This window comes from Kamptonema sp. PCC 6506, from assembly GCF_000180455.1.
GTDB classification, from domain to species: Bacteria; Cyanobacteriota; Cyanobacteriia; order Cyanobacteriales; family Microcoleaceae; genus Kamptonema; species Kamptonema formosum.
Genome location: NZ_CACA01000292.1, coordinates 1 through 24,369 on the forward strand (window position 1 = coordinate 1; position 24,369 = coordinate 24,369).

Annotated in this window: 31 protein-coding genes and 1 pseudogene; 17 read left to right on the forward strand and 15 right to left on the reverse strand. The window is 43.1% G+C overall.

Going from position 1 to position 24,369, the window contains the following annotated elements:
- Positions 1-15 precede the first annotated feature (15 nt).
- Both OSCI_RS16610 and OSCI_RS16615 read left to right on the forward strand, forming a co-directional pair.
- Positions 16-375: a VOC family protein gene (locus tag OSCI_RS16610; RefSeq protein ID WP_026103886.1), complete on the forward strand. Its 360-nt coding sequence runs from the start codon at positions 16-18 to the stop codon at positions 373-375.
- Positions 375-1,664, forward strand: coding sequence for a recombinase family protein (locus tag OSCI_RS16615; protein ID WP_007356196.1), 1,290 nt, complete (start codon positions 375-377; stop codon positions 1,662-1,664). Before OSCI_RS16610 ends, OSCI_RS16615 begins: the two co-directional genes overlap by 1 nt.
- A gap of 32 nt (positions 1,665-1,696) precedes the next feature.
- Here the strand turns inward: OSCI_RS16615 and OSCI_RS16620 are convergent, their stop codons facing one another.
- Entirely contained in the window at positions 1,697-2,476 is a 780-nt protein-coding gene (locus tag OSCI_RS16620; protein WP_007356197.1) for a hypothetical protein, read from the reverse strand.
- A gap of 704 nt (positions 2,477-3,180) precedes the next feature.
- Here OSCI_RS16620 and OSCI_RS16625 point away from each other — a divergent pair.
- On the forward strand, positions 3,181-4,884 hold the full coding sequence (locus tag OSCI_RS16625) for a SulP family inorganic anion transporter (protein ID WP_007356199.1): 1,704 nt from the start codon (positions 3,181-3,183) through the stop codon (positions 4,882-4,884).
- A gap of 373 nt (positions 4,885-5,257) precedes the next feature.
- Here the strand turns inward: OSCI_RS16625 and OSCI_RS16630 are convergent, their stop codons facing one another.
- The 4 genes from OSCI_RS16630 to OSCI_RS16645 all read right to left on the reverse strand — a co-directional run bounded on the left by OSCI_RS16630 (position 5,258) and on the right by OSCI_RS16645 (position 9,123).
- Positions 5,258-6,472, reverse strand: coding sequence for a DUF790 family protein (locus tag OSCI_RS16630; protein ID WP_007356200.1), 1,215 nt, complete (start codon positions 6,470-6,472; stop codon positions 5,258-5,260).
- A gap of 15 nt (positions 6,473-6,487) precedes the next feature.
- Positions 6,488-6,949, reverse strand: a complete 462-nt coding sequence (locus OSCI_RS16635; RefSeq protein ID WP_007356201.1) for a DUF3598 family protein — start codon at positions 6,947-6,949, stop codon at positions 6,488-6,490.
- Between the two features lie 209 nt (positions 6,950-7,158).
- Positions 7,159-8,697, reverse strand: a complete 1,539-nt coding sequence (locus OSCI_RS16640; protein ID WP_007356202.1) for a DEAD/DEAH box helicase — start codon at positions 8,695-8,697, stop codon at positions 7,159-7,161.
- Between the two features lie 159 nt (positions 8,698-8,856).
- Positions 8,857-9,123 carry a hypothetical protein gene (locus tag OSCI_RS16645; RefSeq protein WP_019487949.1) on the reverse strand — a complete coding sequence of 89 codons (267 nt, stop codon included), beginning with the start codon at positions 9,121-9,123 and terminating at the stop codon, positions 8,857-8,859.
- Positions 9,124-9,382: 259 nt separating this feature from the next.
- Here OSCI_RS16645 and OSCI_RS31560 point away from each other — a divergent pair.
- Positions 9,383-9,567 (forward strand): annotated as a pseudogene (locus OSCI_RS31560) (transposase); the annotation flags it as partial.
- Between the two features lie 166 nt (positions 9,568-9,733).
- Positions 9,734-11,080 carry an N-acetylmuramoyl-L-alanine amidase gene (locus OSCI_RS16650; RefSeq protein WP_007356204.1) on the forward strand — a complete coding sequence of 449 codons (1,347 nt, stop codon included), beginning with the start codon at positions 9,734-9,736 and terminating at the stop codon, positions 11,078-11,080.
- 53 nt (positions 11,081-11,133) lie between these two features.
- Here the strand turns inward: OSCI_RS16650 and OSCI_RS16655 are convergent, their stop codons facing one another.
- The gene (locus OSCI_RS16655) at positions 11,134-11,550 is read right to left on the reverse strand and encodes a hypothetical protein (RefSeq protein WP_007356205.1); all 417 of its coding nucleotides are present in this window, start codon (positions 11,548-11,550) and stop codon (positions 11,134-11,136) included.
- 519 nt (positions 11,551-12,069) lie between these two features.
- Between OSCI_RS16655 and OSCI_RS16660 the strand changes: the two genes are divergently transcribed.
- Entirely contained in the window at positions 12,070-12,501 is a 432-nt protein-coding gene (locus OSCI_RS16660; RefSeq protein WP_019487948.1) for a Spy/CpxP family protein refolding chaperone, read from the forward strand.
- A 222-nt stretch (positions 12,502-12,723) separates the two neighbouring features.
- Positions 12,724-12,861 carry a hypothetical protein gene (locus tag OSCI_RS32280; protein ID WP_007356207.1) on the forward strand — a complete coding sequence of 46 codons (138 nt, stop codon included), beginning with the start codon at positions 12,724-12,726 and terminating at the stop codon, positions 12,859-12,861.
- Here the strand turns inward: OSCI_RS32280 and OSCI_RS16665 are convergent.
- The 3 genes from OSCI_RS16665 to topA all read right to left on the reverse strand — a co-directional run bounded on the left by OSCI_RS16665 (position 12,858) and on the right by topA (position 16,279).
- Positions 12,858-13,118 (reverse strand): hypothetical protein, encoded by a 261-nt coding sequence (locus OSCI_RS16665; RefSeq protein WP_007356208.1) that lies wholly within the window; start codon positions 13,116-13,118, stop codon positions 12,858-12,860. The two genes, OSCI_RS32280 and OSCI_RS16665, sit on opposite strands and share 4 nt — an antisense overlap.
- Before the next feature lie 84 nt (positions 13,119-13,202).
- The gene (locus tag OSCI_RS16670; RefSeq protein WP_007356209.1) at positions 13,203-13,433 is read right to left on the reverse strand and encodes a hypothetical protein; all 231 of its coding nucleotides are present in this window, start codon (positions 13,431-13,433) and stop codon (positions 13,203-13,205) included.
- A gap of 149 nt (positions 13,434-13,582) precedes the next feature.
- Positions 13,583-16,279 (reverse strand): type I DNA topoisomerase, encoded by a 2,697-nt coding sequence (topA, locus tag OSCI_RS16675; protein WP_007356210.1) that lies wholly within the window; start codon positions 16,277-16,279, stop codon positions 13,583-13,585.
- Positions 16,280-16,320: 41 nt separating this feature from the next.
- Here topA and OSCI_RS30065 point away from each other — a divergent pair, with 41 nt between their 5' ends.
- From OSCI_RS30065 to OSCI_RS16690, 4 genes are all read left to right on the forward strand, one after another.
- Positions 16,321-16,527 (forward strand): hypothetical protein, encoded by a 207-nt coding sequence (locus OSCI_RS30065; protein ID WP_234708763.1) that lies wholly within the window; start codon positions 16,321-16,323, stop codon positions 16,525-16,527.
- 103 nt (positions 16,528-16,630) lie between these two features.
- Positions 16,631-16,855, forward strand: a complete 225-nt coding sequence (locus OSCI_RS16680) for a hypothetical protein (RefSeq protein ID WP_026103884.1) — start codon at positions 16,631-16,633, stop codon at positions 16,853-16,855.
- Positions 16,852-17,154: a type II toxin-antitoxin system RelE family toxin gene (locus OSCI_RS16685; RefSeq protein ID WP_007356212.1), complete on the forward strand. Its 303-nt coding sequence runs from the start codon at positions 16,852-16,854 to the stop codon at positions 17,152-17,154. Before OSCI_RS16680 ends, OSCI_RS16685 begins: the two co-directional genes overlap by 4 nt.
- 11 nt (positions 17,155-17,165) lie before the next feature.
- Positions 17,166-18,197 carry a DUF6745 domain-containing protein gene (locus tag OSCI_RS16690; RefSeq protein ID WP_007356213.1) on the forward strand — a complete coding sequence of 344 codons (1,032 nt, stop codon included), beginning with the start codon at positions 17,166-17,168 and terminating at the stop codon, positions 18,195-18,197.
- Between the two features lie 52 nt (positions 18,198-18,249).
- Here the strand turns inward: OSCI_RS16690 and OSCI_RS16695 are convergent, their stop codons facing one another.
- Complete coding sequence (locus tag OSCI_RS16695; protein ID WP_007356214.1) at positions 18,250-18,507, reverse strand: hypothetical protein; 258 nt, start codon at positions 18,505-18,507, stop codon at positions 18,250-18,252.
- Positions 18,508-18,983: 476 nt separating this feature from the next.
- Between OSCI_RS16695 and OSCI_RS16700 the strand changes: the two genes are divergently transcribed.
- The 3 genes from OSCI_RS16700 (at position 18,984) to OSCI_RS16710 (ending at position 20,463) form a co-directional block, all read left to right on the forward strand.
- A complete protein-coding gene (locus OSCI_RS16700) occupies positions 18,984-19,367 on the forward strand; it encodes a hypothetical protein (protein ID WP_007356216.1) in 384 nt (127 codons plus the stop codon).
- Positions 19,364-19,888, forward strand: coding sequence for a hypothetical protein (locus OSCI_RS16705; protein ID WP_007356217.1), 525 nt, complete (start codon positions 19,364-19,366; stop codon positions 19,886-19,888). The genes OSCI_RS16700 and OSCI_RS16705 overlap by 4 nt, the downstream gene beginning before the upstream one ends.
- Positions 19,889-20,238: 350 nt before the next feature.
- Positions 20,239-20,463, forward strand: coding sequence for a DUF433 domain-containing protein (locus OSCI_RS16710; RefSeq protein WP_007356218.1), 225 nt, complete (start codon positions 20,239-20,241; stop codon positions 20,461-20,463).
- 73 nt (positions 20,464-20,536) lie between these two features.
- Here the strand turns inward: OSCI_RS16710 and OSCI_RS16715 are convergent, their stop codons facing one another.
- The 5 genes from OSCI_RS16715 to OSCI_RS16735 form a co-directional block, all read right to left on the reverse strand.
- Complete coding sequence (locus OSCI_RS16715) at positions 20,537-20,764, reverse strand: hypothetical protein (protein ID WP_007356219.1); 228 nt, start codon at positions 20,762-20,764, stop codon at positions 20,537-20,539.
- Entirely contained in the window at positions 20,754-21,011 is a 258-nt protein-coding gene (locus tag OSCI_RS16720; protein ID WP_007356220.1) for a hypothetical protein, read from the reverse strand. The genes OSCI_RS16715 and OSCI_RS16720 overlap by 11 nt, the downstream gene beginning before the upstream one ends.
- Positions 21,012-21,181: 170 nt before the next feature.
- On the reverse strand, positions 21,182-21,526 hold the full coding sequence (locus tag OSCI_RS16725) for a DUF5615 family PIN-like protein (protein WP_007356221.1): 345 nt from the start codon (positions 21,524-21,526) through the stop codon (positions 21,182-21,184).
- Positions 21,523-21,816, reverse strand: a complete 294-nt coding sequence (locus OSCI_RS16730; protein WP_007356222.1) for a DUF433 domain-containing protein — start codon at positions 21,814-21,816, stop codon at positions 21,523-21,525. Before OSCI_RS16730 ends, OSCI_RS16725 begins: the two co-directional genes overlap by 4 nt.
- Positions 21,817-21,938: 122 nt before the next feature.
- Complete coding sequence (locus OSCI_RS16735) at positions 21,939-22,139, reverse strand: type II toxin-antitoxin system VapB family antitoxin (RefSeq protein WP_007356223.1); 201 nt, start codon at positions 22,137-22,139, stop codon at positions 21,939-21,941.
- A 329-nt stretch (positions 22,140-22,468) separates the two neighbouring features.
- On the opposite strand from OSCI_RS16735, the gene OSCI_RS16740 reads away from it, so the two are divergent.
- From OSCI_RS16740 to OSCI_RS16750, 3 genes are all read left to right on the forward strand, one after another.
- Entirely contained in the window at positions 22,469-22,888 is a 420-nt protein-coding gene (locus tag OSCI_RS16740; protein WP_007356224.1) for an element excision factor XisH family protein, read from the forward strand.
- Positions 22,876-23,211 (forward strand): XisI protein, encoded by a 336-nt coding sequence (locus OSCI_RS16745; RefSeq protein WP_019487943.1) that lies wholly within the window; start codon positions 22,876-22,878, stop codon positions 23,209-23,211. Before OSCI_RS16740 ends, OSCI_RS16745 begins: the two co-directional genes overlap by 13 nt.
- 76 nt (positions 23,212-23,287) lie before the next feature.
- A complete protein-coding gene (locus OSCI_RS16750; RefSeq protein ID WP_007356226.1) occupies positions 23,288-24,331 on the forward strand; it encodes a DUF6745 domain-containing protein in 1,044 nt (347 codons plus the stop codon).
- The last annotated feature ends 38 nt before the right edge of the window (positions 24,332-24,369 follow it).

Genomic DNA, 24,369 nt, shown 5'->3' on the forward strand with positions numbered 1-24,369 from the left:
ACCAATTTAATGATTATGCAAATCACTCAATTTCTCCACGCTGCTATAGTTGTTAGTCACCTCGAAAAATCAGAATTTTTTTATGGAACTGTCTTAAACCTCTCCAAAGTTGACAGAGATTTAAAATTTCCAGGTGCATGGTATCAAATTGGTAACTTCCAAATCCATTTACTAGCCGCGTCAACAATTATAGACGATCGCGGAGATTCTGAAAAATGGGGGCGCAACCGACATCTAGCATTTTCAGTTGCGAATTTAAACCAAGCTAAAGAACAATTGATTGCCCACAATTGCCCCATACAAATGAGTGCATCAGGTCGCAATGCTTTGTTTACTCAAGACCCAGATGGTAACATAATTGAACTCAGCGAATAATGAAAATAATTGCTTATTCTTATAGCGATCCTCTACTTGAAATAGCACCGCCAGCATCAATTTGGGAAAGGGAAGTCGATCGCATCTATCAAGATTTAGGGGGACGCGAACAACTGCAACAACTCTTAAAAGACTGCCAATCGGAACCCCCAGAATATCTATTAATTCAGCGCGTGGAAGAACTGGGCGATACTGTGCAGCAAGTCTGCGATCGCCTCTCCCAAATTGAAGCTCTCGGTATTGAGTTAATTATAGAGGGAAAAACAGCTAATAGTCAAGTTTCAACTATTACCGATTTACTCAAATTACTTAACGAAATTCAACAGAGTCAACACAGCCGCAGCATTCGCAAAGGACACGCTAGAAACCGGATCAAAGCTCTTCCACCTCCCGGAAAAGCGCCCTATGGATATCGGCGGGGAAAAGACCGCTATACTGTCGATCGCAGCGCTGCACCAGCCGTTAAAGACTTTTTTGAACACTTTTTGCTCTATGGTTCCTTGCGGGGTTCTGTTCGTTATTTAGCCAAGAAGTACGGCAAGAAAATCTCTGTCAGCACGGGTCGCCGCTGGTTGACAAATCCCGTCTATCGAGGGGATTTAGAATATCAAAACGACCAGGTAATTTCTAATACTCATATTCCGATTATTTCCAGAGAAGAAGCGGCCCAAATAGACCGCCTTCTGCGCCGCAATCAGAGGCTCCCTCCCCGCACTGCTAGCGCCCCCCGTTCTTTGGCGGGTTTAGTAGTTTGTAAAGAGTGCGATTCAGCCATGACAGTTGCTAAAGTTACATCCCATCGCAAAGACCAAGAATATCTTTATTTGCGGCCGATTAGCTGTCCCCAAAAACCTAAGTGCAAAGCCTTATCTTATGAGAAGATATTATCACAAACTATTGAGGTAATTTGTCGAGATCTGCCCCTGGCTGTGGCAGAATTAACAATGCCAGATATGGAGGGAATTAAAGGAGGAATTGTGAGCGAGATCGCAGCTAAGCAAGAAATTATCGATCGATTACCTATTTTGACTGAAGAGGGGATTTTAGATGTAGAAACCGCAGAATTGCGAAGTTATAAACTGCGTACAGAAATTTCCGAACTGCAAAGCAAACTCGCACAGCTTCCGCCTGTGAATTTGCGCTCAATTGCTCAAGCTGTTTCTCTACCGCAATTCTGGCTAGATTTGTCAGAATCAGAGCGCCGATTCTACTTTCGAGAATTTATTAGTCAAATTGAAATTATTCGTCAGGATACAAGCTGGGAGATTCAAATTGTCTTTATTTTTTGAGGGTGGAAATAACGGTTTTGAGTATACTGCGACTAAGTTACATCTTGTGAGTAACTCTCAGGAGTAAGTGTTGCAGTTCTCATTTTTCTGGCGAAAATCTGAGTAGCATCCTCTAGGGTAACTTCGAGAATCAACTCATTTAATAATACGATAATGTAAGAGTGCAAAGCGTGGATAAAGATAACGATGCCTAGCATCTCTAAAACCTCCTCAATAGTCGCTAAGATTTTGTAGATTACGCTCTCTATCCCATTCACAGAAGCCTCGTATCCCCCAAGTAATTCCATACCCAAGGCTCCTCCAACGTATACAAATCCTGCCATCAAAAATAACTTTTTGAACTTGATAGGAAGGTGAGCGACAAATTTCAGATAATATAGCCCGAATATCGCTAAAAAAATGGCGGCGGGAACAACCCATGTAAATAAAAGAAAGCCGCTGGCGTTAAGTAAAGATTGCATCGGGTCAATTAATTTCTCGTGTAATTGTTTTGCCTCGTCCACAGAGAGATAAAAAAATATAGCCGATAAAATCATCCAGTGGCGCGTATACCGAGCTTTTTCTAAATTTTTAGCATAGGCGATCGCGCCTAGTAAGATTGCACAAAACAGCAATGTTGTAGCCGAGTAAAGCGTAGGAATGTTACGTTCGCTATCTAAATTGAAGGCGTTTGCGAAGTAAGTTATAAACGGGTGTTCGGGTAGGAAATAAAGCATCAACTGCCCAGCAATGGAGAGTAAGGCAAGACCTAAGATTACCTGGATCAGGAAGCGGCTAACTGTCCAGGGAGAGAGAGAAAGGGTAAATTTCATGAACCTAATTTTTAACTTTTACTTAAACTTTGGTTCACACCCAGGGCAGAGTAATTGAATGTTTGACTGAGCTTGCTTTGAGCTAAATCTAAGCTAACTCAACGTGCAAGCAGATTTTTTGCCCTCAGCTATAACGATGGTGAGTGAACTTGGTTAACTTTAGCTTAACGGTAAGTTAAATCTTTGGTTATATATCTTTAGGTATAAAAAAACGCGGAAAAAGTAAGAAATTTTTTTATTTTTTTCCTTACTTTTGGGGGAATTACATTACGGTAAAATCTGCAACAATTGACCCTCTTTTTTGGGTCGGAATGTGTAAGTTGTGACTGGGATAGGATTAAGCAAAAAACTAGGTTTGTCCGAGAATCGTCGCTCAATCGTGCCAGAAAGAGCGGTTTTATACACTCAAAAATATCTTGTAGCGATTGCAGTTGTGGCGCTGGTCTTAATTCCAGAGGCGATCGATTGCTGGAACGCGCTGATTCTATTCCCTTCTTCCTGAGCATCGAAGCATCGTAGTCCCTAGTCCCTAGCCCTGAGCATCGTAGTCCCTAGCTATATAAGTGGTTATGAGCATAGCCGCTCGGCATCTAGTTATTGGCAGCACAACCGTGCCAATGCTTCGCACCATTAATATTCCTGTATTGCTATTCCAGTAACAACAGCAGTATCATCTGCTCAAACCCTGGATATTAAATAACACCGTGTCGATCAAACTTGTAAACAGCATTCATTTGCGGAACCTGCGGGGCGATGTATTTGGTGGCTTGACTGCGGCAATTGTGGCGTTACCCTTGGCGTTAGCCTTTGGAGTTTCCTCTGGGGCGGGAGCGATCGCAGGTCTCTATGGCGCAATTTTTGTCGGCTTTTTCGCTGCTTTATTTGGTGGCACTCCCGCTCAAGTTTCGGGGCCCACTGGCCCGATGACGGTGGTGATCACTACTGTCATCGCTGCTTTGGTCGCACGTCACCCGGATACGGGGTTGGCGCTGGCGTTTACTGTCGTCATCTTGGGGGGACTCTTCCAAATTCTGTTCGGAGTGTTGCGTCTGGGACAGTACATTACCCTGATGCCCTATACCGTGATTTCTGGCTTCATGTCGGGGATTGGGGTCATCATTATCTCGATCGAAATTCCGCCGCTACTGGGCTATCAAGGAACAGGCGGAGTCTGGGGAACAATACAACAGTTACCGACCTATCTCAGTCAGCCAAACCCTGTGGCAACGGGGCTGGGGCTGCTGACGCTGGTATTAGTGTTTGCAGTACCGCCCAAGATTAATCGCATCGTACCCTCGCCTCTGTTGGCGTTGGTGGTCGTTACTATCATCTCAGTGGTGTTATTTCGCGATGCAGATATCCCGCGCATTGGGGCAATTCCTACGGGATTACCGACGTTGCGAATCCCTGCATTTAACCTTAGCGAGATGAAGGAGATTTTTCGCTATGGGCTGATGTTGGGAATTTTAGGTGCGATCGACTCTTTGTTAACCTCTTTAGTGGCAGATAGTATTTCACATACGCAGCATGATTCTGATAAGGAGTTAATCGGTCAGGGGATTGGCAATTGTATTTCTGGCTTATTTGGGGGCTTACCAGGGGCGGGAGCCACTATGCGAACGGTGGTAAATGTGCAGGCTGGGGGCAAAACTCCTTTATCGGGGATGATTCATGCGGTGGTGCTGTTGCTGATCGTGCTCTGGGCGGGGCCTTTAACGACGGTAATTCCTCACGCTGTGCTGGCGGGTCTTTTGCTGAAAGTTGGGATTGATATTATTGACTGGGGATTTATTAAACGCGCCCATCATCTATCCTTCAAAGGCACAGGATTGATGTATTTGGTGCTGTTGCTGACGGTTTTTGTGGATTTGATTACGGCTGTGGTGGTAGGGGCGTTTATTGCTAACCTACTAACGATTAAACGCTTGACGGATTTGCAGAGCGATCGCGTTCAAGCTATTACTAATCCGGCTCAGTCTAATCATAATTTGAGTCTGGGGGAACAAGAGATATTAATCCAGTCCGGGGAAGATATTTTGCTATTTCAATTGGGGGGGCCTTTGAGTTTTGGAGCTGCGAAGATCATCTCTGAGCGGATGTCAATGGTTAAAGACTATCAGGCTCTGGTGTTAGATTTGAGCGAAGTGCCGTCAATTGGGGTGACAGCGGCCTTGGCGGTGGAAACGATGGTGGAAAATGCAGTGAAGCGTCAACGTCATGTGTGGATTGTGGTGACACCCGGACAGGTTCAGCGCCGCATTGAAAAACTTCAGTTGCAACGTTTTTCTACAAGCAACAAATTGTCTCAGGTGGAAGATGGGGGTGTGTCGCCACAAATTCACCTGATGGAGAACCGCTTTGAGGCGTTGCGATCGGCTTTAGCGATCGTTCAACCTAAGATTCTTTAAGGAAGTCCATCGTTGTGATTTCAAGAGTAGCGATCGCCAACTGCAAGCGATCGTCAATGCCACCCAGTCACTCATCTAATAATATTGAAATGTACTCACCAAATAATTATTCAACCCTCTTATAATTGAGTGTTATTAAGCACTCTATTGCTCGTTTATGGCCCCAGAAACCGGGTTTTTGAGAGAATCTGTGGGTAAAAACGAAGTATTTTCGTAAAAAACCCGGTTTCTTTGATCTATCATTGCGAGCGAAGCGAAGCAATCGCAAGGCCAAGAGAAAAGCTCCGCTTCGCTCGCAATGACATGAGTAAATTTATTTATATCCGACTACTCGCTCGCAATGACATGGTAAATTATATTTATATCCGACTACTTAATCTAGCACTTCCAGCACTGCCTTGGGCAATAATTTATCTTTAAACCAGATAATCTTAGCCGGCACATCTTTCACCTGCACCCCCGCTTTTTCTAAATTCAATCTTTCTGAAATCGCCAAAATCAAATTATCGCATTCAGAACGTCGAACTTGAGAAAATTTCTTTTGCAAATATTCTGGTCGCCAATAACCGACAATTTCCAATAAAAATGACCTGCCATCGGGATGAACTAACCGAAAATCTGGAATCATCACGCTACCAGGAATTGGGATTAAATCAACTTCTCTCTCCAGTCGCCATTCTGTTTTTAGCGCATCCCACTTACCAGCAAATGACGCTTCTAACATACTATCATAAGGTTTACCGGGGGGATAGTGACTAACCAAGCCGCAATCCGAGTTAAAAGTAAATTTACCTGTTTTCCAAACACCACTATAAGGGTCACGATTTTGTAAAGTCGCGTGCAAACTCCATTTGGTAACGTGCAGCAACGCTGGTATCATTTTAGCTAAAGCAAGACCGTAACGAGTGCTTGGCTTAAATAAGCTTACAGGCCCATCAATTGTCAGAGTAAAACCTCGATCGGCATCACCTTCAATATAAGTCATTAATTGAAAGAGTTTAAGATAGCGAAATAATAGTTTATACTCCCCTGGATCGTTGCGATGGGCGTTTAATTGAACGTGACTGGCACGATAAAATATACCTTGGACTTGAGAAACATTATATCTATGTAATAAATCTTCTGGCGTTGGTGCATCAAATTGAGTAAGGATTTTATTCTCGGCTAAATCTGCGTATAAACCAAAACTCAATTCTGTAGGCAAAACCTCTCTATTTAACTCTTGACTCAGTTCAATTGCTACTTTTTCAAGAGTTAACAGCGTAGAATTACTGCTAGGTATTGACTGAGAAGCTAAGGCAAAAATTCGCTGCCTTAACTCAGATGGTTCTAGGGGACTAACTACCTCAAATGTACAAAAACCACTTCTGAGAAGATGAGCAAATCCTCGCTTAAGGCGATAGTCTGGACTATCGCCTTCTAATTCTTGTAAACCTCGATCTAGTTCGCCTTGAGTTGTGCCAATTGCTGCTTGAAAACAGGCAATCATTTCGCTAGCTGTATCTAGGTTTCTGGAATCGATATTGAGGCGTAGCGGGATGATTGACTCACCATTTTGGCGATGACTTAATAAATCACTCGGTAACATAAGCAGGGAAATTTTTTACTCAATTTTCCGTTCAGTAATTACCATCACTCCTCTGAGTTTTCCTTCTGGTGTCAAGCTTTGAGTAGTGCGGATTCGTTCATAAGCACTGACCAGATTAATAGTTTCAATAGCCCTCAAACTACCATTGGCGTTGTCCCACACTTGAAAAATTATCAGATCGTCTCCAAATTCTGTGGCTAATGTATTATAGTTGGAAAAAGGCGGGTTGGGACTTTCAATTTTCACTTTTCCTTCACCAACAACATAACCTATAAAGTTTTGAGTTTCAATTTTGCCATTGCTATATGTCTGAACATTGGTTTGTCTCCACTGATTGTCAATTATTCTCTGGGTAACAACCGCTATAAATCTCTGGATTTCCTTGCAGTCTCCATCGAGAATTGTCCAGTTTCCTTCCCAGACTCCAGTATTTTTCTGGAAAATTTTAAAGTTACTTAGTTGTAAGATATTGCTCATTTTTTTTGCTATCTAAGTCGAACGATTTAGGACTTACGCACTCTCCATGTTACAGCACTTTCCAGGTAAGTGAGGTACAGAGAAATCGGGTTTCTTGAATAAAACCGATTTCTGGCGATCAATAAGCGAAGAAACCCGGTTTCTGTGGTTCTCTGAGTAAGTATTATAATTATAAGATTATAACATGAGATTACACTAATTAGTAATACTCAATCTTGACTTTCATCATGATTTTCTCCCCATTTCGCCGGAGTTTCAGCAGCTAGCCTAGTAGTGGGCTGATTTACACCATAGATTAGTGTTGGCTTAATAAATTCCAATTGCTCATATTCTGGTTGTTCTTGTTCTTTCTCTTTAGATTTTTTAGGTTTTTCCGGTTTGCTTTCCCCCCGCCGCCGCTGAGAAGTGCGTTCTTCACTGGTGTTTTCTGTAACTACTTCATAGAGAATTGCTAACTTGTTTTCATCATTGCCTTTACGAAGCACTCGTCCTAAACGTTGTATGTATTCCCGTTCGCTTCCCGTCCCGGATAAAATAATAGCTATTCTGGCATCGGGAACGTCAACACCTTCATTTAGAACGTGGGAAGCAATTAAAGTGTTATATTCGCCGCTGCGAAATTGGGTAAGGATTTGATGGCGCTCTTTAACTGGCGTTTGATGGGTAATACTTGGGATTAAAAATTCTTGGGAAACGCGGTAAACAGTGGCGTTATCTGCGGTAAAAATTAGAGTGCGATGGGGGTAATGTTGGGCAAGTAAGCCTGCCAAAACTCTGATTTTTCCATCTGTACAAAGCGAGATTTCTTTGGCTTCGCGGTGTGCTAACATGGCACGACGACCGAGAGGCGATCGCGCACTCATCATCACAAAGTTTTTCCAACCTTCAAGGCTGGATAGCTTAATATTGGATTGTTTTAAGAATTCGTTACGAATTTTAATCAGTTCTTGGTAGCGATCGCCCTCTTCCTTTGACAATTTGACCATGATCTGAACTATCTTATGTTCAGCTAAAGCGCCCCCTGCCAGTTGTTCGGGCGTGCGACTGAAAACTGTAGGGCCGATCAGGGCGTTGAGGTCGCTGTGACGGCCATCGGAACGATCGGGTGTTGCTGTTAACCCAAGGCGGAAGGGTGCGATCGCATACTCAGCGATCACTCGATAAAAATCAGTCGGTAAGTGATGGCACTCGTCAAAAACTAGCAAACCATATTTATTACCCAAAGTTTCAGCGTGAATGGTTGCACTGTCGTAAGTAGCCACTAGAATTGGCGTTTTATCCCGCGAACCACCACCTAGCAATCCGATTTCAATATCGGGAAAAGCTGCCTTTAAATTCGCATACCACTGGTGCATTAAATCCAGAGTTGGCACTACAATTAGGCTACTGCGACCAGTTGCTTGCATCGCTAATTGTGCGAGGTAAGTTTTGCCCGATGCCGTAGGAAGTACCACAACGCCTTTACTACCCGCTTGTTGCCAAGCTGCTAAGGCTTCTTCTTGATGCTGATAGGGCGGCATTTCAACGCTGGGGACGAGTTCGAGTTGTTGATATCCCTTTGCGTCGTCAGTGTAGTTAAGGCGTTCCGCTTGCAACGCTTCTAGCAGAGGCCGATAGTGAATAGCCGGAATCCGAAATTTTTCCACGCGATCGTCCCACGTCGCAAAGTCCACCCAGGCTTTGCCTCTGGGTGGTGGATGCAGGAGTAGAGTACCGCGATCGAATGTTAAGGTAGGAGTCCGAGGCATTGGCTGAGGGATTTATTCATGCCTCTTTTATTTTAATTGTTAATTGTTAACGGTTAACTGTTAACTGTTAACTGTTAACAAATCGCAAGAGTAGGATGGGTTTCCCAAAGCGCTCAACCCATCCTCCAAATAATTTCGTTTTTTACTTTGAGACTGAATCTAAATCTGGCTACAAAATTCATCAATGCCGAGCAAAATTTCGCCATAGTCAGGAATCCAAGCTAGCCATTTATCTTCAGAATATTGGCACAAAAGCCAAGCTTCATCAAAGCTGAAGGCTGTCGGAGGGTTAAATAATTTGACCCAGGTGGAGGGAGCAAACTTGGGTGAAGCTGAGGTAGAGCGATCGCGAAATTTATCCCACACGCCTGCGTTTACAATACTTGCTGGCGGTTGCCAAGCGCGAATATCTGATTGAAGTTTCATAATTAATCCTTATGGGGCGAACGGGCTGCGCCAAGGTGAGGTTGTAGGCTTCAACACAAAGCGAAGGCGCAGAAAAATTAATTCTGTAATTTATGATACAGATTTTTTAGAGATAACGTGAGTGCTTGTCTCAAAACTTTACAATATGGCAGAAGGCAGGAGGCAATCAAAGAGGGTGGAAGCAATCGTAGGCGTAGCCAGTCGGAGGCATCGCGTCTGATGTCGCCTTGGCGGTTAAGACTTACCTATTCCCTTCTTCCTGAGCATCGGAACGCTTGAAACAGTAAAACAACTTCGCGAAAACCAATATTGGCAATACTTTATAGGTCAATCAACCTACAGTAATTACCTACCATTTGACCCATCACTAATTAGTCCACTTTCGACGGGCGTATCAGAGGAAACTTAATCAAGAGATTCAATGAACGAATGGTCAATAAAATACTGGGAGCTACCCCAAATCAGTTATAAAAAACATCATCTCTGCTGTGACTCTTCCCCTGTGCCGCCTCTGCGGTTCGCTCAAAAAAATATAGTTCACAAATTATCAAATATTCCTATAACATTTTAAATTGACTTAGTTGAATCTAAAATCTAAAATCCAAAAGATATGGCTAGAATTTTTTTATCAGCAGCTCACGGTGGCTTTGAAAATGGAGCAAGAGATCCCGGAACGATCGCAGGTGGTACAACAGAAGCCAAGGAAATGATCCTGATTCGCGACTTGGTGGTAGCTGAATTGCGATCGCGAGCTGTCGAAATTATAGCAGCACCCGACGAACTCTCTCAAGAACAAACTATTGACTGGATTAACGCCCGCTCTCGCAAAGGCGATTTAGCCTTAGAAATCCAAGCTAGCGGGGCTTCTAACCCTTCTGTTCGCGGCGCAACAATTTTTTACATTGCAGCCAATAACGAACGCAAAGCTGATGCTGAAATGCTAATCATGGCCTTGCTGCGGCGGGTTCCCCAATTGCCCAATCGTGGAGCGAAACCAGACAGCGCTACTGGTTTGGGGCGATTGATATTTTGCCGATGGATTCTCATTCCTTCGGTACTACTTGAAATTGGCTATCTCACTAACCCCGACGATCGCGCCTTAATTCAAACTCGCCGCCGCGACATCGCCTTGGGAATCGCTGATGGTTTGTCAATGTGGATTACAGGCGGTTCCATCCCCACTCCCCCCCCCAATACATATTTTCCGATCAAAATCAACATCAACGGTCAAATTTATGGAGAGCAGGGAGTTTTAATTAATGGCAATTCCTACATCCCCATTGATTTAGTAGATAGATTGAAAATTGACTTATCTAAGCTTTCCAGAGTTAACCGCGTCAACTACAAAAACATCGTTTATGTCAAAGCAATTGAACTGCGAGACTTTAATATTTCCGTGACTTGGGACAATCCCAACCGCGCTGTAGTTTTGCGGTCTAACTTTAAGATCGATCCGGGTAACATCGACAAAATTATGACACCAGGAAGTGCAACTGAAGTGCAGTTAATGATGTTTTTAAAGACGAATAACGAGAATGTTTTAAATAATTTTCCCGATATAGCTAAGCTTTATCGAGAGGAAGGGACTATTGAGGGCGTTAACTACGATCTTGCCTTTTCTCAAATGTGCCTAGAAACTAATTTCCTGCGATTTGGCGGAGAAATCCGCCCGACTCAAAATAATTTTGCCGCTTTGGGCTCTGTAGGAGGTTCTACGGAAACTGCATCTTTTCCTAGTGCCAGAATTGGCGTAAGAGCTCACATTCAACATTTAAAAGCTTACGCCAGCACAGAGCCATTAGTGCAGGAGCTTGTCGATCCCCGATTTCGCTTTGTCACACGGGGAATTGCTCCTTTAGTAGATCAGCTTAGCGGACGCTGGGCGGCTGATGTGCAGTACGGCTCTAAAATTTTGACTCTCGTTAAAAGGCTCTACGAAATCGCAGGTTTGATGTAAAATTCGCCACAGTTAACAGTTAACAGTTAACTGTTAACTGTTAACTATTCACCCTAGATAACTCCCGGCCCTTTACCGCGCGCGTCCTCTTCCATTGTCAGCTTTCCAGTTTCGTCGTTGTCTTTTTTGAGTGCTTTGATTGCTTCGGCACGCTCGCGAGCTTCTGCTTCCTCTTTTGCCCGCAAGTCGCCGGGTTCATTAATGTACATTTCGGGTTCGATCGCATAATTGTTGACTAAACCCTCTTTATCTACGGTGTAACCATCCGTAGTCCGAATAGCATCAGGATCGGCTGGCTCGTCAATATTGGAATCTTGTAAATCTGTTTCTGTGCGAATGTGCATAAAACCCTCTCCCTCACGCTCTTGACGCGCTGCTGTCTCCGCCGGAGTAATTCCCCGATCGTAGTGAGGAGCTTCCATATTTTCTTCAATGCGTTCGTCTGTAGGTGTTTGTTTGCTAATAGACATGAGGTTACTCCTGAGTATTTATTCAAAAAAAATCTTTGCTTTATATTTCAAGACTAGCTTAAACAAAATGAGGAATAAACTATCGTTGGTTGTAGTTTAGGGTACTCTAATTAGATTTATAAAATACTATAAATATCTGCCTTTAGATTGATTGCATTAATTTAATTGCGTGCATTCCTGGGAATCTTCCTGAAAAGCCAGCATACACTCAGTAGGCTTAACAGGGCTTACGCACCCAACCTCATAAACCGGGTTTTTTTACGAAAATACTTCGCCCTTACCCACATACGATCTCAAAAACCCGGTTTCTGAAGCCAAGCTTAAGTCCTACTTAATAAAGCCTGCCATTATTAATCGGGTTTCGCACTCAAGGTCAATGGTGATCTATCTTTCAAGTCACAGAAAAAACAAATTTTTCCGAACAGTGAACCTTTCCCCAACCTCACCCTGTCTAAAAGAATACAACAAGCAAACAGGCTGGTTTACACCAACCACTTAAATTTTATCACAGCGATCAAAATGAAGAAACATTTGTTATTTCTGCCCGGAGTAATTGCCTTAATTATTGCTGCTGCTCCTGTAATTCCTGCATTTACCAATAATGCCGTTGCTACTGATGCTCAACCAGGTAGAGCAGGTGGAGCGAGAGCGAAATCTAATCAACTGAATTTGACTGATGCTCAAAAGGCACAAATGAAGCAAATTCGAGAATCTAGCCGCCAACAAATGGATGCTATTTTCACTCCAGAGCAAAAAGAACAACTGCGTACAGCTCGGCAACAACGACAAAAGCCTAACCTGAATTTGAGTGAAGCTCAAAAAGCGCAACTCAAAGCGATTCGGGAAAATACAAAGAGTCAGATGGATGCGATTCTGACTGCTGAGCAAAAGCAAAAACTTCAGGAAATGCGCTCTTCTCGTCAGGGGAATAAGCCAGGTCAGCCTCAATAAAACAGACAGTCTGTAATGGTTATTTAATTTAATCAAAAAGCGGAAGGGAAAGATAAATTATTCTCTTTCGCTTTCTGCTTTTGAATTAATACCAATTGTGATATACTGCTAATAATACAGCAGGTAGAAAATCGTACAACTCGCTCTTGAGATATTTCAATTCGCAATTCATCACGCCAAATTCAGAGCAAGAATAAGCGACGTAAAGCAGGTGGTTATTACTTGATACCTCAAGAGTTACGCCTTGCCTTAGAAGAAGCTTATCCAGATGCAATCGATGGGGCTGCATTAGAGGTAGAGTCAGGGCGTTATGAATCAGAAGAATTAGAAACTGCTGTAGCACAACTCAAACAATATTAGCCCAGAGGTGATGGAGGTGGCATCTCTAAAAGTTCCAAAACTATAAGCAGCGTGTATTTATGATCTACAGCATAAATAACTCTATACTTTCCTACAGCGAAAACTCTAAGTATTTCTGGGCTGCCAGTTCTAAAATTTTCTACGTATAGTGATATTCTGTTCAGTTCAGCCCAGATCAGTTGATAAATCTCGTTATCATTTTGTTCTAGGTATTCCAGTTTTTCTGATACGGGGAAAGCTTCAATTCTATAGGGCATCCTTTATATTACTTCTAGTTAGTCTGATGTTGGAGCAAGGAAGAGATTGTTCTATCTTAGTTGGTTGAGATAATTATTCATACATTATGCACTGACACCACCCGCCCTAACTAGAGCATTGCGAATAGCATCTTGCTCTTCCGCAGAAAGCTCCTCGAATCTAAGAGATTTCTCTGTTTCTGCGGCTGCACCGACCTCATGGAAAGCTACTCGGTAATCTGGATTAAGTTGAGCTAGCTCTCTTTTGGCAATTTCAGCAACTATCTCACTTATGGGACGGCTTTCACTGGTGTTTGTCGTTGCTTGTCTTGTCATTGGTTTTTGCCTCTTTAGTTCTTGTAGACAGATATATCTCTAAATTCTAGCCTGTCTAGTAAAATAATTCAAGTAGTTGGGTAAGAGCGATCGCTCTTTATTTGTACTGTAAAATAACCTGGTTCCTTGAAAGAAACCAGGTTAATAACTTACTTAGCTTTCTTCTTCGTCGCCGTTGTAGTTGTCGCTTTCTTAGTAGTTGTCTTAGCCGCAGTTGAGGACTTAGCGGCCGTAGTTGTCTTAGTTGACTTCTTCGACTTGCTAGTAGAGGTTGTCCCGGAACTTTCCTTAGCGGCTAAAAGGTCGAGCGCTCTTTCTAGGGTAAAATTCTCCACAGGTTCATCCTTCGGTAAAGAAGCATTGATCTTGCCATGTTTCACATAAGGGCCGTAACGTCCATCATAAACATTGATTGGTTCGCCATCGGCGGGATGATTACCCAAAACTCGCAAAGGTTCGACAGTTTTGCTACTTTTTCCCCGACTAGCTTTTGGCTGTGCTAACAACTCTAAAGCACGTTCTAGAGTAATTGTGATTACATCATCGCCAGCTTTCAAAGAGCGATATTCCTTGCCTTCCTTACCGCGATCGCTAACTACATAGGGCCCATACATCCCTAAACTTGCCTGAATTTTTGCCCCCGTTTCTGGGTGTAACCCCAAATTGCGCGGCAAAGATAGTAAACCAACGGCCATTTCTATCGTGACATTTTCCTTTGTCACCCCTTTTGGTAAAGAAGTCCGTTTAGGTTTCTTATTCTCCTCAGTTGCTACACCTAACTGCACGTAAGGGCCGTAATTTCCGACAAGAATGTAGATAGGTTCCCCTAACTCCGGGTGCATTCCTAATTTTTCTGGGCCTTCGGTTTTTTGCCGCAGAATATTTTGAATTTGTTCGGGATCTAAATCTGCTGGTGTTAAATCACCAGGAATAGAAGCTGTCACCATGCCTTCGGGACTTTCTGCCTCAATGTAAGGGCCGAATTTGCCGATACAGACTTTGGCGGGTAAATTTTCTAATTCTACAGTCCGGGCAAGTTTAGCATCAATCTCAGTGTCGCCACTTTTAACTAATGTTTGTAGACCAGTTTCGCCTAGATAAAATTTTCGCAGGTAAGGCAACCATTGAGCTTCGCCGGTGGCAATTTCATCTAGTGTTGCTTCCATTTTAGAAGTAAAGCTAGTATCTACCAAGTCAGGAAAATGTTTTTCCAACAATGCCGTGACTGCAAAGGCGGTGAAAGTAGGAATTAAAGCATTTGCTACTAACTTGGCATAGCCGCGATCGATAATTGTGCCGATGATGCTGGCGTAGGTACTGGGACGACCAACGCCTTCACTTTCTAGAGTTTTAACTAAAGAAGCTTCGGTAAATCTGGCGGGGGGTTGAGTTTCGTGACCGATCGCTTCTAATTCTGTACAATTAGGGCGATCGCCTACTTTCAAAGGCGGTAAAATTACCTCTTGGTCTTCCAAAGCTGCATCCGGATCGTCGGAACCTTCCACGTAGGCCCGCAAGAAACCGGGGAAGTCGATGCGTTTCCCGGAGGATCGAAACCCTGCATCTTCTACCTGCAACTGTACGGTAATGTGAGTTTGGCGCGAGTCAGCCATTTGCGAGGCGACTGTACGTTTCCAAATTAAGTCATAAACTCGGAAATCTTGACCTTCTAACCCTGTTTCCTGGGGTGTGCGGAAAGTGCTACCTGCGGGTCTAATCGCTTCGTGGGCTTCTTGTGCGCCCTTGCTTTTGGTAGTGTATTTACGCGGTTGGGGACTGAGGTATTCGTTACCGTAGAGTGCTTGAACGCAACTGCGGGCGGCCTCGATCGCTTGTTCGGACAAATGCACTGAGTCAGTCCGCATATAGGTAATAAAACCCCGTTCGTACAAGCCTTGGGCAACTCGCATGGTTTCCCTGGCACTCAACCGCAGTTTACGGTTAGCTTCCTGCTGCAAAGTCGAGGTGGTAAAGGGTGGCGAGGGTTTGCGGGTGACGGGCCGTTCCTCGATGTTGGCAACATTCCAGGGTTTATCTAGGAGGCGATCGCGCAACGCATTAGCCTCTTCCTCATTCAGCAACAACACATTGCGGCCGGCAGCAATACGCCCCGTACTTTCATCAAAGTCAGCGCCTGTGGCAACTTTCACATTGCGGACGGTAACGAGTTTGGCATCAAATTCACTGCCCTTTTGCCCTTTCTTGGCATTAGGCGGAGTCAAAGTTGCTTTTAAATCCCAGTAACTCCCTTGGCGGAAAGCGCGGCGATCGCGTTCTCGGCGGACTAAAAGCCGGACTGCAACTGACTGAACCCGCCCCGCTGATAGGCCTCTGGCGATTTTTTTCCATAACAGAGGAGAAACAGTGTAACCCACCAGCCGATCCAAAATTCGCCGCGTTTCCTGGGCCTGCACTACGCGATCGTCGATGCTGCGACAGTGAGTTAAGGCGCTGCGGATGGCTTCGCGGGTAATTTCGTGAAAGACCATCCGTTTGATCGGGACTTTGGGCTGGAGGACTTGCAACAAGTGCCAGGAGATGCTTTCACCTTCGCGGTCTTCGTCAGTAGCCAGAATAAGTTCGTCGGCTTCTTTGAGTGCGTCTTTGAGTTCTTTAACTATTTTCTTTTTATCTTTGGGGATAACGTAAAGCGGTTCAAAGTCAGCTTCCACGTTTACGCCCAATTGCGCCCATTTTTCTCCTTTGACGGCTTCGGGAATTTCTTCGGCGGAGGATGGGAGGTCGCGCACATGACCCATTGATGCCTCTACGCGGTAGGTAGAGGGCAGGAAGTTGCGAATGGTGCGGGCTTTAGTAGGAGATTCGACGATGACGAGGGTTGACATAGCACATCTTTTAAGGATAGCGGCGAGGCTAGTAATTTCTAGTGAGCGATCGTTTAAGCCGGATGTCAAGGGGTCGGCTCGAAGCAATGGCTTTTTTTGCTAAGGCAGAGGCTACCTCATTTCACGCTATCTCAATTTTTAACTTAATGGTGAGCGATCGTGTGGGAGGTAATGGGGCGATCGGTGATGTGGGGCTAGTTTTTTGGCAAAGGCTGCCTCAGCTTAGCTTAGATTGGGGGAAATTGTGACTGACGGCGGGTTTGAAGGATCGGGTTTAGGAAGATGCGCTGATTCTAGTTTATGGGGAAAGTTGCGCTAAAGTATAGTCAAAATTGTATGGGAGCGATTTGCATGACTGGGCTGGAAGTTTTACATTCTGTCCAATTTGTCACTGTCAAAGGAAAGCATTTAGCTGTTCTGAGTGCCGAAGATTGGGATGTGTTGATTGAATGGTTAGAGAATTTGGAAGATGCACAAATTGCACAGAAAGCATTTGCTAATTTGAAAGCTGCGGGGGGCGATCGCACGTCTGCCGGCTGGTTGAAATGGGATGATGTAGAGCAGGAGTTAGAGTGAGCAATTACACTGTTTACATCGCGCCAGAAACATTTCAAGAAATCAAAAATCTCCCTGGCAATATACGGCAGCGAGTTAGGCAAGCCATTAGAGAGTTAGGGGAAAATCCGCGTCCCTCTAACAGTAAATTGTTAGATACACCTAATTTTGATCGGGAACTATGGCGGCAACGTATAGATAATTGGCGGATAGTTTATGCAATTACGGAACCAGATAAGTTGATAGATATTGTGGCCGTCCGTAAACGCCCACCTTATGACTATGGAGATTTGGAGAGATTGTTTGAACAATTAGAGTAAAGGTAATAAAAATGATTGACAAGCTTACACCTGAGCAAGAGGCTTTGATTCCAGTCTATCGGGAAAAGTGGAGAGCGATTGCGCTTTCTACTGAACCCATTGACCGCGAAAAAGCCGCTGATGCAGTCAAAGCTGCCTATGCTTTGCTGGACGTGAAACCTCCAGAATTTATTTTTAGTAGCAGTCCGTATGAACCTTTAAATGCTATTCTTAACGATGAAGAGAGTGAATTGAAGTATCAGCGCAGGGTGGAATTCTACGAGTTAAATACGGAGCTATACAAGCAACAAGGCAAATTGCAAAATTGCATAAACTGGAGAAATTTTTTAAAAAAATTCAATCACGCTTTAGGAAGTGGATTCTCTAGGCAACTGGTAGACGAACTACCCCGGCAATTAGGTACACCACTTTTTGGGAGTAACTATTATTATTCTATTGAACCTGACTCATGGGCTCGTGAATGTAGTTATTACGACTTCTGTATTTCGATATTAAACTTTAAATACGAAGATGAAAAATGGTCAGTGGTGCAATCCCTAGTCAAGAATTGTGGCTGGATTTTTCCTTATGATAAAATTTGCTATGTATGCGATCGCCCCCGCATACTCTGTTTCGACTCTCAAGAGCGACTCCACGCCGAAGGATCGGCAGCAATTCAATTTGCTGATGGTTTCAGCGTGTACGCCTATCACGGCGTGAGATTACCTGAACAATACGGAAAAGTTCACCCTCAACAGTGGCGTTCAGAATGGCTATTATCAGAGGATAACGCCGAAGTTAGGCGAGTGCTAATTCAAGGAATAGGTTATAATAGAATTTGCCAAGAATTGGCAGCGGTAGAGTTAGATATTTGGCAAGAATACACGCTGTTAAAAATAGATAATAATGTCGATGTTGAGGCAATTTATTTGTTAAAAATGACTTGTCCTAGTACCGGACACATTCACGTTTTGCGCGTACCGCCTGATGTAGAATCAGCTAGGGAGGCTATTCGGTGGGTGAATTGGGGAATCGATCCAGAGGAATTTGTTGTACAAACTTAAAGGAAACGATGTTTTCACAGTAATTTGAGGGATACCATCAAGCTTATGCTTATCAAGGGTCATAGCTACCTTGATAAGTGCTATAAATCTGGTATCCAGGGAGCACTAAAGCAATGCCAATTGGACTGTGAATTGTCCCCGGATAACTGTCTTCTGGTAAACTACCTCCAATCCGAATTTTGATCGCACCTAGCCAAATGTATAACCCTGGAATTAAAGTATCTAAACTGTAAGCGATCGCACGCATTTGCAGATCGGCGGAATTAATAGGTTTTAAAGACTGTGGCTTTTCAGGTTTAGAAATAGACATGGCACTAATTTCTGTGCGTTACAGTGCAAAAGCAGTCTTGTTGGTTACACTTTAATGTAACCTAATCTTCATTTTTCAAGTGTTAAGCTTATTTTACTATTTTGTCGCGATGCCTGCGACAGACTACGCCTACGCGCCTCTCCCATCCCCAATCCCAAGCGCGATCGCTCTTTTTTACAAGATGCGATCGCTTTTATCTAACTTCTATTCCCATACATTTCTAAGCAACAGCGAGTTCATAGTGCAGAACTAAAATTTCAATAGATCCATATTCCGGTTCCACTAGCGTTAATCGCGTATTTGAAACAGGCTTGAGAATAGCAACAGAATCCAAAAGTTTAAAGCATTTAATCATAGTTTAAGAAAAGCTGAAATCAAACGAGGATTAGAATTAGTTGAGTTAATTTCCCAATGTTCTGTTATGATACCATCATACATTAAGTGCAATATTTTTAGGAGTGGTCAACCTTTCCACAATGGATAAAGTGATTCAAGGTACAGGATTCACAGTTAGAGCCAGCAAATTTGACTTTTTTTTTGGTCGAGTTACCTCAGACCCCGAAAATACAAAGCGTTCGTTGCAGAACTTGAAAGAATTAAATAGACTAGGAATTGATGAAACAACCGGAGGGCGCGATCGCCTACTACAAATCTTTGCTGAGGGATTAAATGCTCCAGAAGTCATCAAGTATAGGAAACCCACCAAACATGGACTCAACATCACTCGGAAAGTCGAAGCAATTGGTACAGAAGCAACAGGAGCTATTCTCGTTTGCTACTTTTACCCCGGTGGCAACCTAGACACCATCCCTCAAATTACATCTATTATCCCTATGATATACGAAGAGGAAACACCATGAAAATTAAAATTATAGACAGATCAGAATTTGAGAAAATTGATAGCCCCAGAAGGGTAATTGCCCACGATTATGCTCACAAATTTGCAGCTATCGACCTCGGTATAAGCTTGGGATACTACGGCATCAGTTGGAGAAGTGACCTAATTGAACCAATCATCAAAGTATCACAAAATGGCAGTGAACTTTGGATTGGAGTAGACGAAAAGTTAGCGGCTATTAATCTGCTTGATGGTCGCATTATTGTAGCGTTACCATTCACTACCTACATCGTTCAAATCTTAAGTTTAGACAGTGTTACCGCTGTACTGACTCAAGAGGAAGTGCTGATTTTCAACCCGGAAGGAGCGATCAGATTTAGTGAAGCTTTACCAGATCAAGCAACCAGGATGTCAGCCATTGGCGAGTATCTAACAATTAAAATGCTAGAAAGAGATAGTTTTACTATTAATTTAATGACAGGCCATTTCCAGCAGTCGTTAAGCGATCGCGCCTCTCCCATCCCCAAATCTCAAAGCGCATAGGCTTAGACAGCCGCAGGCATCGCTCTTTCCTTCCCAAGCGCGATCGCGCTTCTCCCATCAGGGCTGTTTCATTCTCAAATTTTGCAATGGCTTTAGCCATTGCGAATCAAGGGTTTTAGGCGATATTTCCTAGTAAGAAGGCAGAAATTATTAAAAACTCCTGTTTTGCTTACTGGGAGAGGCTTTGGAAACACCGCGATCGCAAATTGAACCTGAGAATGAAACAGCCCTGCCTCTCCCATCCCCAATCCCAAGCGCGATCGCCATTTCAAATCCTTATCAATATCGGACTCAAATATTTACAGCTACAATGTTAAGATATAAGTTATCAGAGTCAAAAAGGAAGAATTATGCCCGTAAACTGGAGAGAACATATCGTCAGTACCCCCGATGTATTGCGAGGTAAACCAAGAATCAGAGGAACTAGAATTCCCGTTAGTCTCATTTTAGGTTATTTAGCATCAAGTAATACTGTCGAACACATTATTTCTGAGTTTCCCAATCTAGTTAAAGAACAGATAGATGCTTGCCTGGATTATGCCCGCGATTTGTCAGATTTTGAAACAGTTGCCTAATGAGTTTAAGATTGTTTATCGATCATCGCCCTTCATCAATCAATAAAAACTTCTAGTTTTTTTAACTACAAATCTAAACATGATAAGCAGTAATAGCAACAGTTCCATCAGGACTGTAAATAGCTTCAATGCGTCTAAAAGTAGAATGAGTCCACCACACTTTCAAGCGATTTCCCTGAGCCGGAGCAGTACCAATTTTAGCGTAACCTGCTGTCAATAGAATTAACTCAAATTCTGTAGATAGCAAAGTTTTCACAGTAATTTGAGGGATACCATCAAGCTTATGCTTATCAAGGGTCATAGCTACCTTGATAAGTGCTATAAATCCGGTAGCCAGGGAACACTAAAGCAATGCCAATTGGACTGTGAATTGTCCCCGGATAACTGTCTTCTGGTAAACTACCTCCAATCCGAATTTTGATGGCACCTAGCCAAATGTAGAACCCTGGAATTAAAGTATCTAAACTGTAGGCGATCGCTCGCATTTGCAGATCGGTGGAATTAATCGGTTTTAAAGACTGTGGCTTTTCAGGTTTAGAAATAGACATGGCACTGATTCCTGTGCGTTACGGTGCAAAAGCGGTCTTGTTGATTACACTTTAATGTAACCTAATCTTCATTTTTCAAGTGTTAAACTTATTTTACTATTTTGTCGCGATGCCTGCGACTGAATACGCCTACGCGCCTCTCCCATCCCCAACCTCAAAGCGCGATCGCTTTACACATATAAAAGCTGATTGGCGATTTCATCAGCCGTTAACGTATTTAACAAAATAGCAACCCGTTGGACAATTTCATAGGCACTCTTTTGAGGAATCAGAATAATGCCAGAATGTTCCTGTCCTTCTGTCATATATTCTAAGTGTAATCGCTCAAAGTCCACACGATTATGAGTGAGCAAACATCGATCTATAGATGTAGCATAAGCTAATTGTTGGCTATCCGATTGACTCAGCATTCCCTGTTCGCTCGTTGTCGTCACATCAAAACCCCTAGCCCGTAGCAAAGTAGCTACAAGCTTAGAAACATCTTCATCTGTATAAATAGTTGCAAATAATTTCACAGTTTTTTCATTGCAGCTTTAACAGCAGGATGAATCAATTCTTCAGGAATTCGATTACGCTCAATATAAGTATTTATTTCTTCCTGGTTATCCAAATAAAAGCTTAGTGCGTCAAAAACTTGAGCTAATTTCAGATGAGGTAAGTGCATCGGGATTTCTTCAGGAGTAATACCCAAACGCCACAATTCTACGATCGCACGAACGGAAGTTCTCGTTTCTGCGATAATTGGTTCCCCCTGCAAAATTTCAGGGTGACGTGCTACATAACGCGAAGCAGATTGTGTAGTCATACGAGATTAACCGGGACACATCGATCTTGATTATAACTTACGCTAAAACTCGTTAGCGATCGCATCATTTGTTGTGTTGCGCCGCAAAGCCAGCGACCAAACGGAACTATCAACAAGAACATTCATAACGTTTGTCGCTGTTGCTTGTAATTATACTCTTCATCGTAGTCAATAGTACCAAATAATTCCAATATTTTTAGTTGTTTACGACGCTGAATGTACTCGCGTAAAGCCGCTTCGATTAATGTAGTAGGTGTTGGATGGTTACTCAGATCGAGGGCTTCTTGAAGAAGAGTTTTGTCAATTTCGAGCGTAGTTACCATGTATTTTCCTCGTGTAAGTAGGGTATGAGGCAATAGTATTATACTATCGTACCAATATCTCGTTCTCGACGGACTAAAAGCCTTACTGCAACTGAGCGATCGTTTAAGCCGGATGTCAAGCGGTAGGCAAGGGAGCGATCGCTTTTTGCCAAGGCGGAGGCTACCTCATTTCACGCTATCTCAATTTTTAACTTAATGCCGAGCGATCGTGTGGGAGGTGATGGGGGGCTAGTTTTTTGGCAAAAGCTGCCTCAGCTTACCTTGATTGCGGGAAATTGCGCTAAATTATAGTCAAAATTGTATGGGAGCTAAGTCTTTCAGTAAAATTTATGTCTGCCAGGGATGTCTTCCATGAATCTGTGATATCTGCTCTCCAGAAGGATAATTGGGTAATTACCCACGATCCACTAAGGCTAAAGTTTGGCGAAGACGATCGGCTTAGTATTGACTTGGGAGCAGAACAGCTTTTAGCCGCAGAGCGTGGTTTGCAGCAGATTGCAGTGGAGGTTAAAAGCTTTCTGAGTGAATCAGCGATGTTTGATTTCCACTTAGCCCTCGGTCAATTTCTGAATTATCGCTTAGCGCTTAGGAGACTAGAGCCGTCGCGATCGCTTTATTTGGCAATTCCGATCGCTGCATACAATTCATTTTTCTATCGTGCTTTACCCCAAGCAGCGATGATTGAGTATCAATTGAAGCTGTTAATATATGACCCTACGAATGAGGTGATTGTGCAATGGATAGACTAGCTGAATATCGGCAAATTGTGCGTACTTTCCTGATGGAATATAGCAAGACTAAACCCATCAATGGCGATATTGAAGTACAGGTTTTATGTGACACTGAACACGATCATTATCAATTAGTGGACTTAGGTTGGGAAGGCCACCATCGGATTTATAGCTGTCTGATTCATTTAGATATCCAAAATGGAAAAGTCTGGATTCAGCGCAATCAAACTGATGAACTGATTGCTGAAAATTTAGTGCTGATGGGTGTGGCACGGGAAGATATTGTTTTGGGGCTTCAGCCTCCCTATGCAAGACAGTTTACCAGCTATGGTGTGGCTTAGACAGAAGAATGTAACTTAATCGAGTTTGCAATTCTCTAAAAATATGATTGTCAATTTAGAGTAAAAACAGTAATTTATGATTGACAAGCTTACACCTGAGCAAGAGGCTTTGATTCCAGTCTATCGGGAAAAATGGAGAGCGATCGCGCTTTCTACTGAGCCAATTAACCGCGAGAAAGCCGCTGATGCAGTCAAAGCTATCTATGCTGCGATCGGTCAACAAGAGCCAAAAATTATTTTCTTTGATAGTCCTTGTGCTGCCCATCAAAATCTCTTATCGCTCGGCAGTTTACCTTATTCCCTATATGATTTAATTCGCCTTGAAGTTAGGATTGCAATCAAAATAATATTGGGAAGCCAGTTAAATATTAAACTATGGGAGGAAATAGGAAAATTGTTTACAATAGAATTTGATTCGTGTTTTAGTATTCAAATTGGCAATGAAATTATAGGCGAAATAACGGAGGAAGAAGCAGTAGAAATAGAAGCATATTTTTGGGGAGTAATTATGCAGGAGGATTTGGCTGAGGAAGCATCAATAATGGACTACTGTATTTCCGGCTTAACACTATCTTCTAGAAAAAGTCAGTATAAATGGGAATTGTATCAATCCCTAGCCGAGAATTGTGGCTGGATTTATACTTTAGAAGAAATTTGCTATGTGTGCGATCGCCCCCGCATCCTTTCCTTAGACTCTCAACAGCGACTCCACGCAGAAGGATCGCCCGCAATTCAATTTGCTGATGGTTTCAGCGTGTACGCCTATCATGGCGTGAGATTACCTGAAAAATACGGAAAATTTCACCCTCAACAGTGGCGTTCAGAATGGCTATTATCGGAGGATAACGCCGAACTTCGACGAGTGCTAATTCAAGGAATAGGTTATGATAGAATTTGCCAAGAATTGGCAGCAGTAGAGTTAGATACTTGGCAACAATACACGCTGTTAAAAATAGATAATAATGTCGATATTGAGGCAATTTATTTGTTAAAGATGACTTGTCCTAGTACCGGATACCTTCATGTTTTGCGCGTACCGCCTGATGTAGAATCAGCTAGGGAGGCTATTCGGTGGGTAAATTGGGGAATCGATCCAGAGGAATTTGCTGTACAAACTTAACGGAAATTATATGAACAATCCTGAAACAGAAATAAAAA

Excerpts from the sequence above, each read along its gene's own strand:
- OSCI_RS16635 (WP_007356201.1), bottom strand. The coding sequence starts at position 6,949 with ATGAGCAATATCTTACAACTAAGTAACTTTAAAATTTTCCAGAAAAAT.
- topA (WP_007356210.1), bottom strand. The coding sequence starts at position 16,279 with ATGTCAACCCTCGTCATCGTCGAATCTCCTACTAAAGCCCGCACCATT.
- OSCI_RS16680 (WP_026103884.1), top strand. The coding sequence starts at position 16,631 with ATGACTGGGCTGGAAGTTTTACATTCTGTCCAATTTGTCACTGTCAAA.
- OSCI_RS16645 (WP_019487949.1), bottom strand. The coding sequence starts at position 9,123 with ATGAAACTTCAATCAGATATTCGCGCTTGGCAACCGCCAGCAAGTATT.
- OSCI_RS16745 (WP_019487943.1), top strand. The coding sequence starts at position 22,876 with ATGGATAGACTAGCTGAATATCGGCAAATTGTGCGTACTTTCCTGATG.
- OSCI_RS16735 (WP_007356223.1), bottom strand. The coding sequence starts at position 22,139 with ATGGTAACTACGCTCGAAATTGACAAAACTCTTCTTCAAGAAGCCCTC.
- OSCI_RS16730 (WP_007356222.1), bottom strand. The coding sequence starts at position 21,816 with ATGACTACACAATCTGCTTCGCGTTATGTAGCACGTCACCCTGAAATT.
- OSCI_RS16750 (WP_007356226.1), top strand. The coding sequence starts at position 23,288 with ATGATTGACAAGCTTACACCTGAGCAAGAGGCTTTGATTCCAGTCTAT.
- OSCI_RS16665 (WP_007356208.1), bottom strand. The coding sequence starts at position 13,118 with ATGCCCTATAGAATTGAAGCTTTCCCCGTATCAGAAAAACTGGAATAC.
- OSCI_RS16740 (WP_007356224.1), top strand. The coding sequence starts at position 22,469 with ATGTCTGCCAGGGATGTCTTCCATGAATCTGTGATATCTGCTCTCCAG.
- OSCI_RS16620 (WP_007356197.1), bottom strand. The coding sequence starts at position 2,476 with ATGAAATTTACCCTTTCTCTCTCTCCCTGGACAGTTAGCCGCTTCCTG.
- OSCI_RS16670 (WP_007356209.1), bottom strand. The coding sequence starts at position 13,433 with ATGACAAGACAAGCAACGACAAACACCAGTGAAAGCCGTCCCATAAGT.
- OSCI_RS16655 (WP_007356205.1), bottom strand. The coding sequence starts at position 11,550 with ATGTCTATTAGCAAACAAACACCTACAGACGAACGCATTGAAGAAAAT.
- OSCI_RS16710 (WP_007356218.1), top strand. The coding sequence starts at position 20,239 with ATGCCCGTAAACTGGAGAGAACATATCGTCAGTACCCCCGATGTATTG.
- OSCI_RS16700 (WP_007356216.1), top strand. The coding sequence starts at position 18,984 with ATGGATAAAGTGATTCAAGGTACAGGATTCACAGTTAGAGCCAGCAAA.
- OSCI_RS16615 (WP_007356196.1), top strand. The coding sequence starts at position 375 with ATGAAAATAATTGCTTATTCTTATAGCGATCCTCTACTTGAAATAGCA.
- OSCI_RS16720 (WP_007356220.1), bottom strand. The coding sequence starts at position 21,011 with ATGTCTATTTCTAAACCTGAAAAGCCACAGTCTTTAAAACCGATTAAT.
- OSCI_RS16695 (WP_007356214.1), bottom strand. The coding sequence starts at position 18,507 with ATGTCTATTTCTAAACCTGAAAAGCCACAGTCTTTAAAACCTATTAAT.
- OSCI_RS16640 (WP_007356202.1), bottom strand. The coding sequence starts at position 8,697 with ATGCCTCGGACTCCTACCTTAACATTCGATCGCGGTACTCTACTCCTG.
- OSCI_RS16650 (WP_007356204.1), top strand. The coding sequence starts at position 9,734 with ATGGCTAGAATTTTTTTATCAGCAGCTCACGGTGGCTTTGAAAATGGA.
- OSCI_RS16690 (WP_007356213.1), top strand. The coding sequence starts at position 17,166 with ATGATTGACAAGCTTACACCTGAGCAAGAGGCTTTGATTCCAGTCTAT.
- OSCI_RS16705 (WP_007356217.1), top strand. The coding sequence starts at position 19,364 with ATGAAAATTAAAATTATAGACAGATCAGAATTTGAGAAAATTGATAGC.
- OSCI_RS16715 (WP_007356219.1), bottom strand. The coding sequence starts at position 20,764 with ATGACCCTTGATAAGCATAAGCTTGATGGTATCCCTCAAATTACTGTG.
- OSCI_RS16660 (WP_019487948.1), top strand. The coding sequence starts at position 12,070 with ATGAAGAAACATTTGTTATTTCTGCCCGGAGTAATTGCCTTAATTATT.
- OSCI_RS16630 (WP_007356200.1), bottom strand. The coding sequence starts at position 6,472 with ATGTTACCGAGTGATTTATTAAGTCATCGCCAAAATGGTGAGTCAATC.
- OSCI_RS16610 (WP_026103886.1), top strand. The coding sequence starts at position 16 with ATGCAAATCACTCAATTTCTCCACGCTGCTATAGTTGTTAGTCACCTC.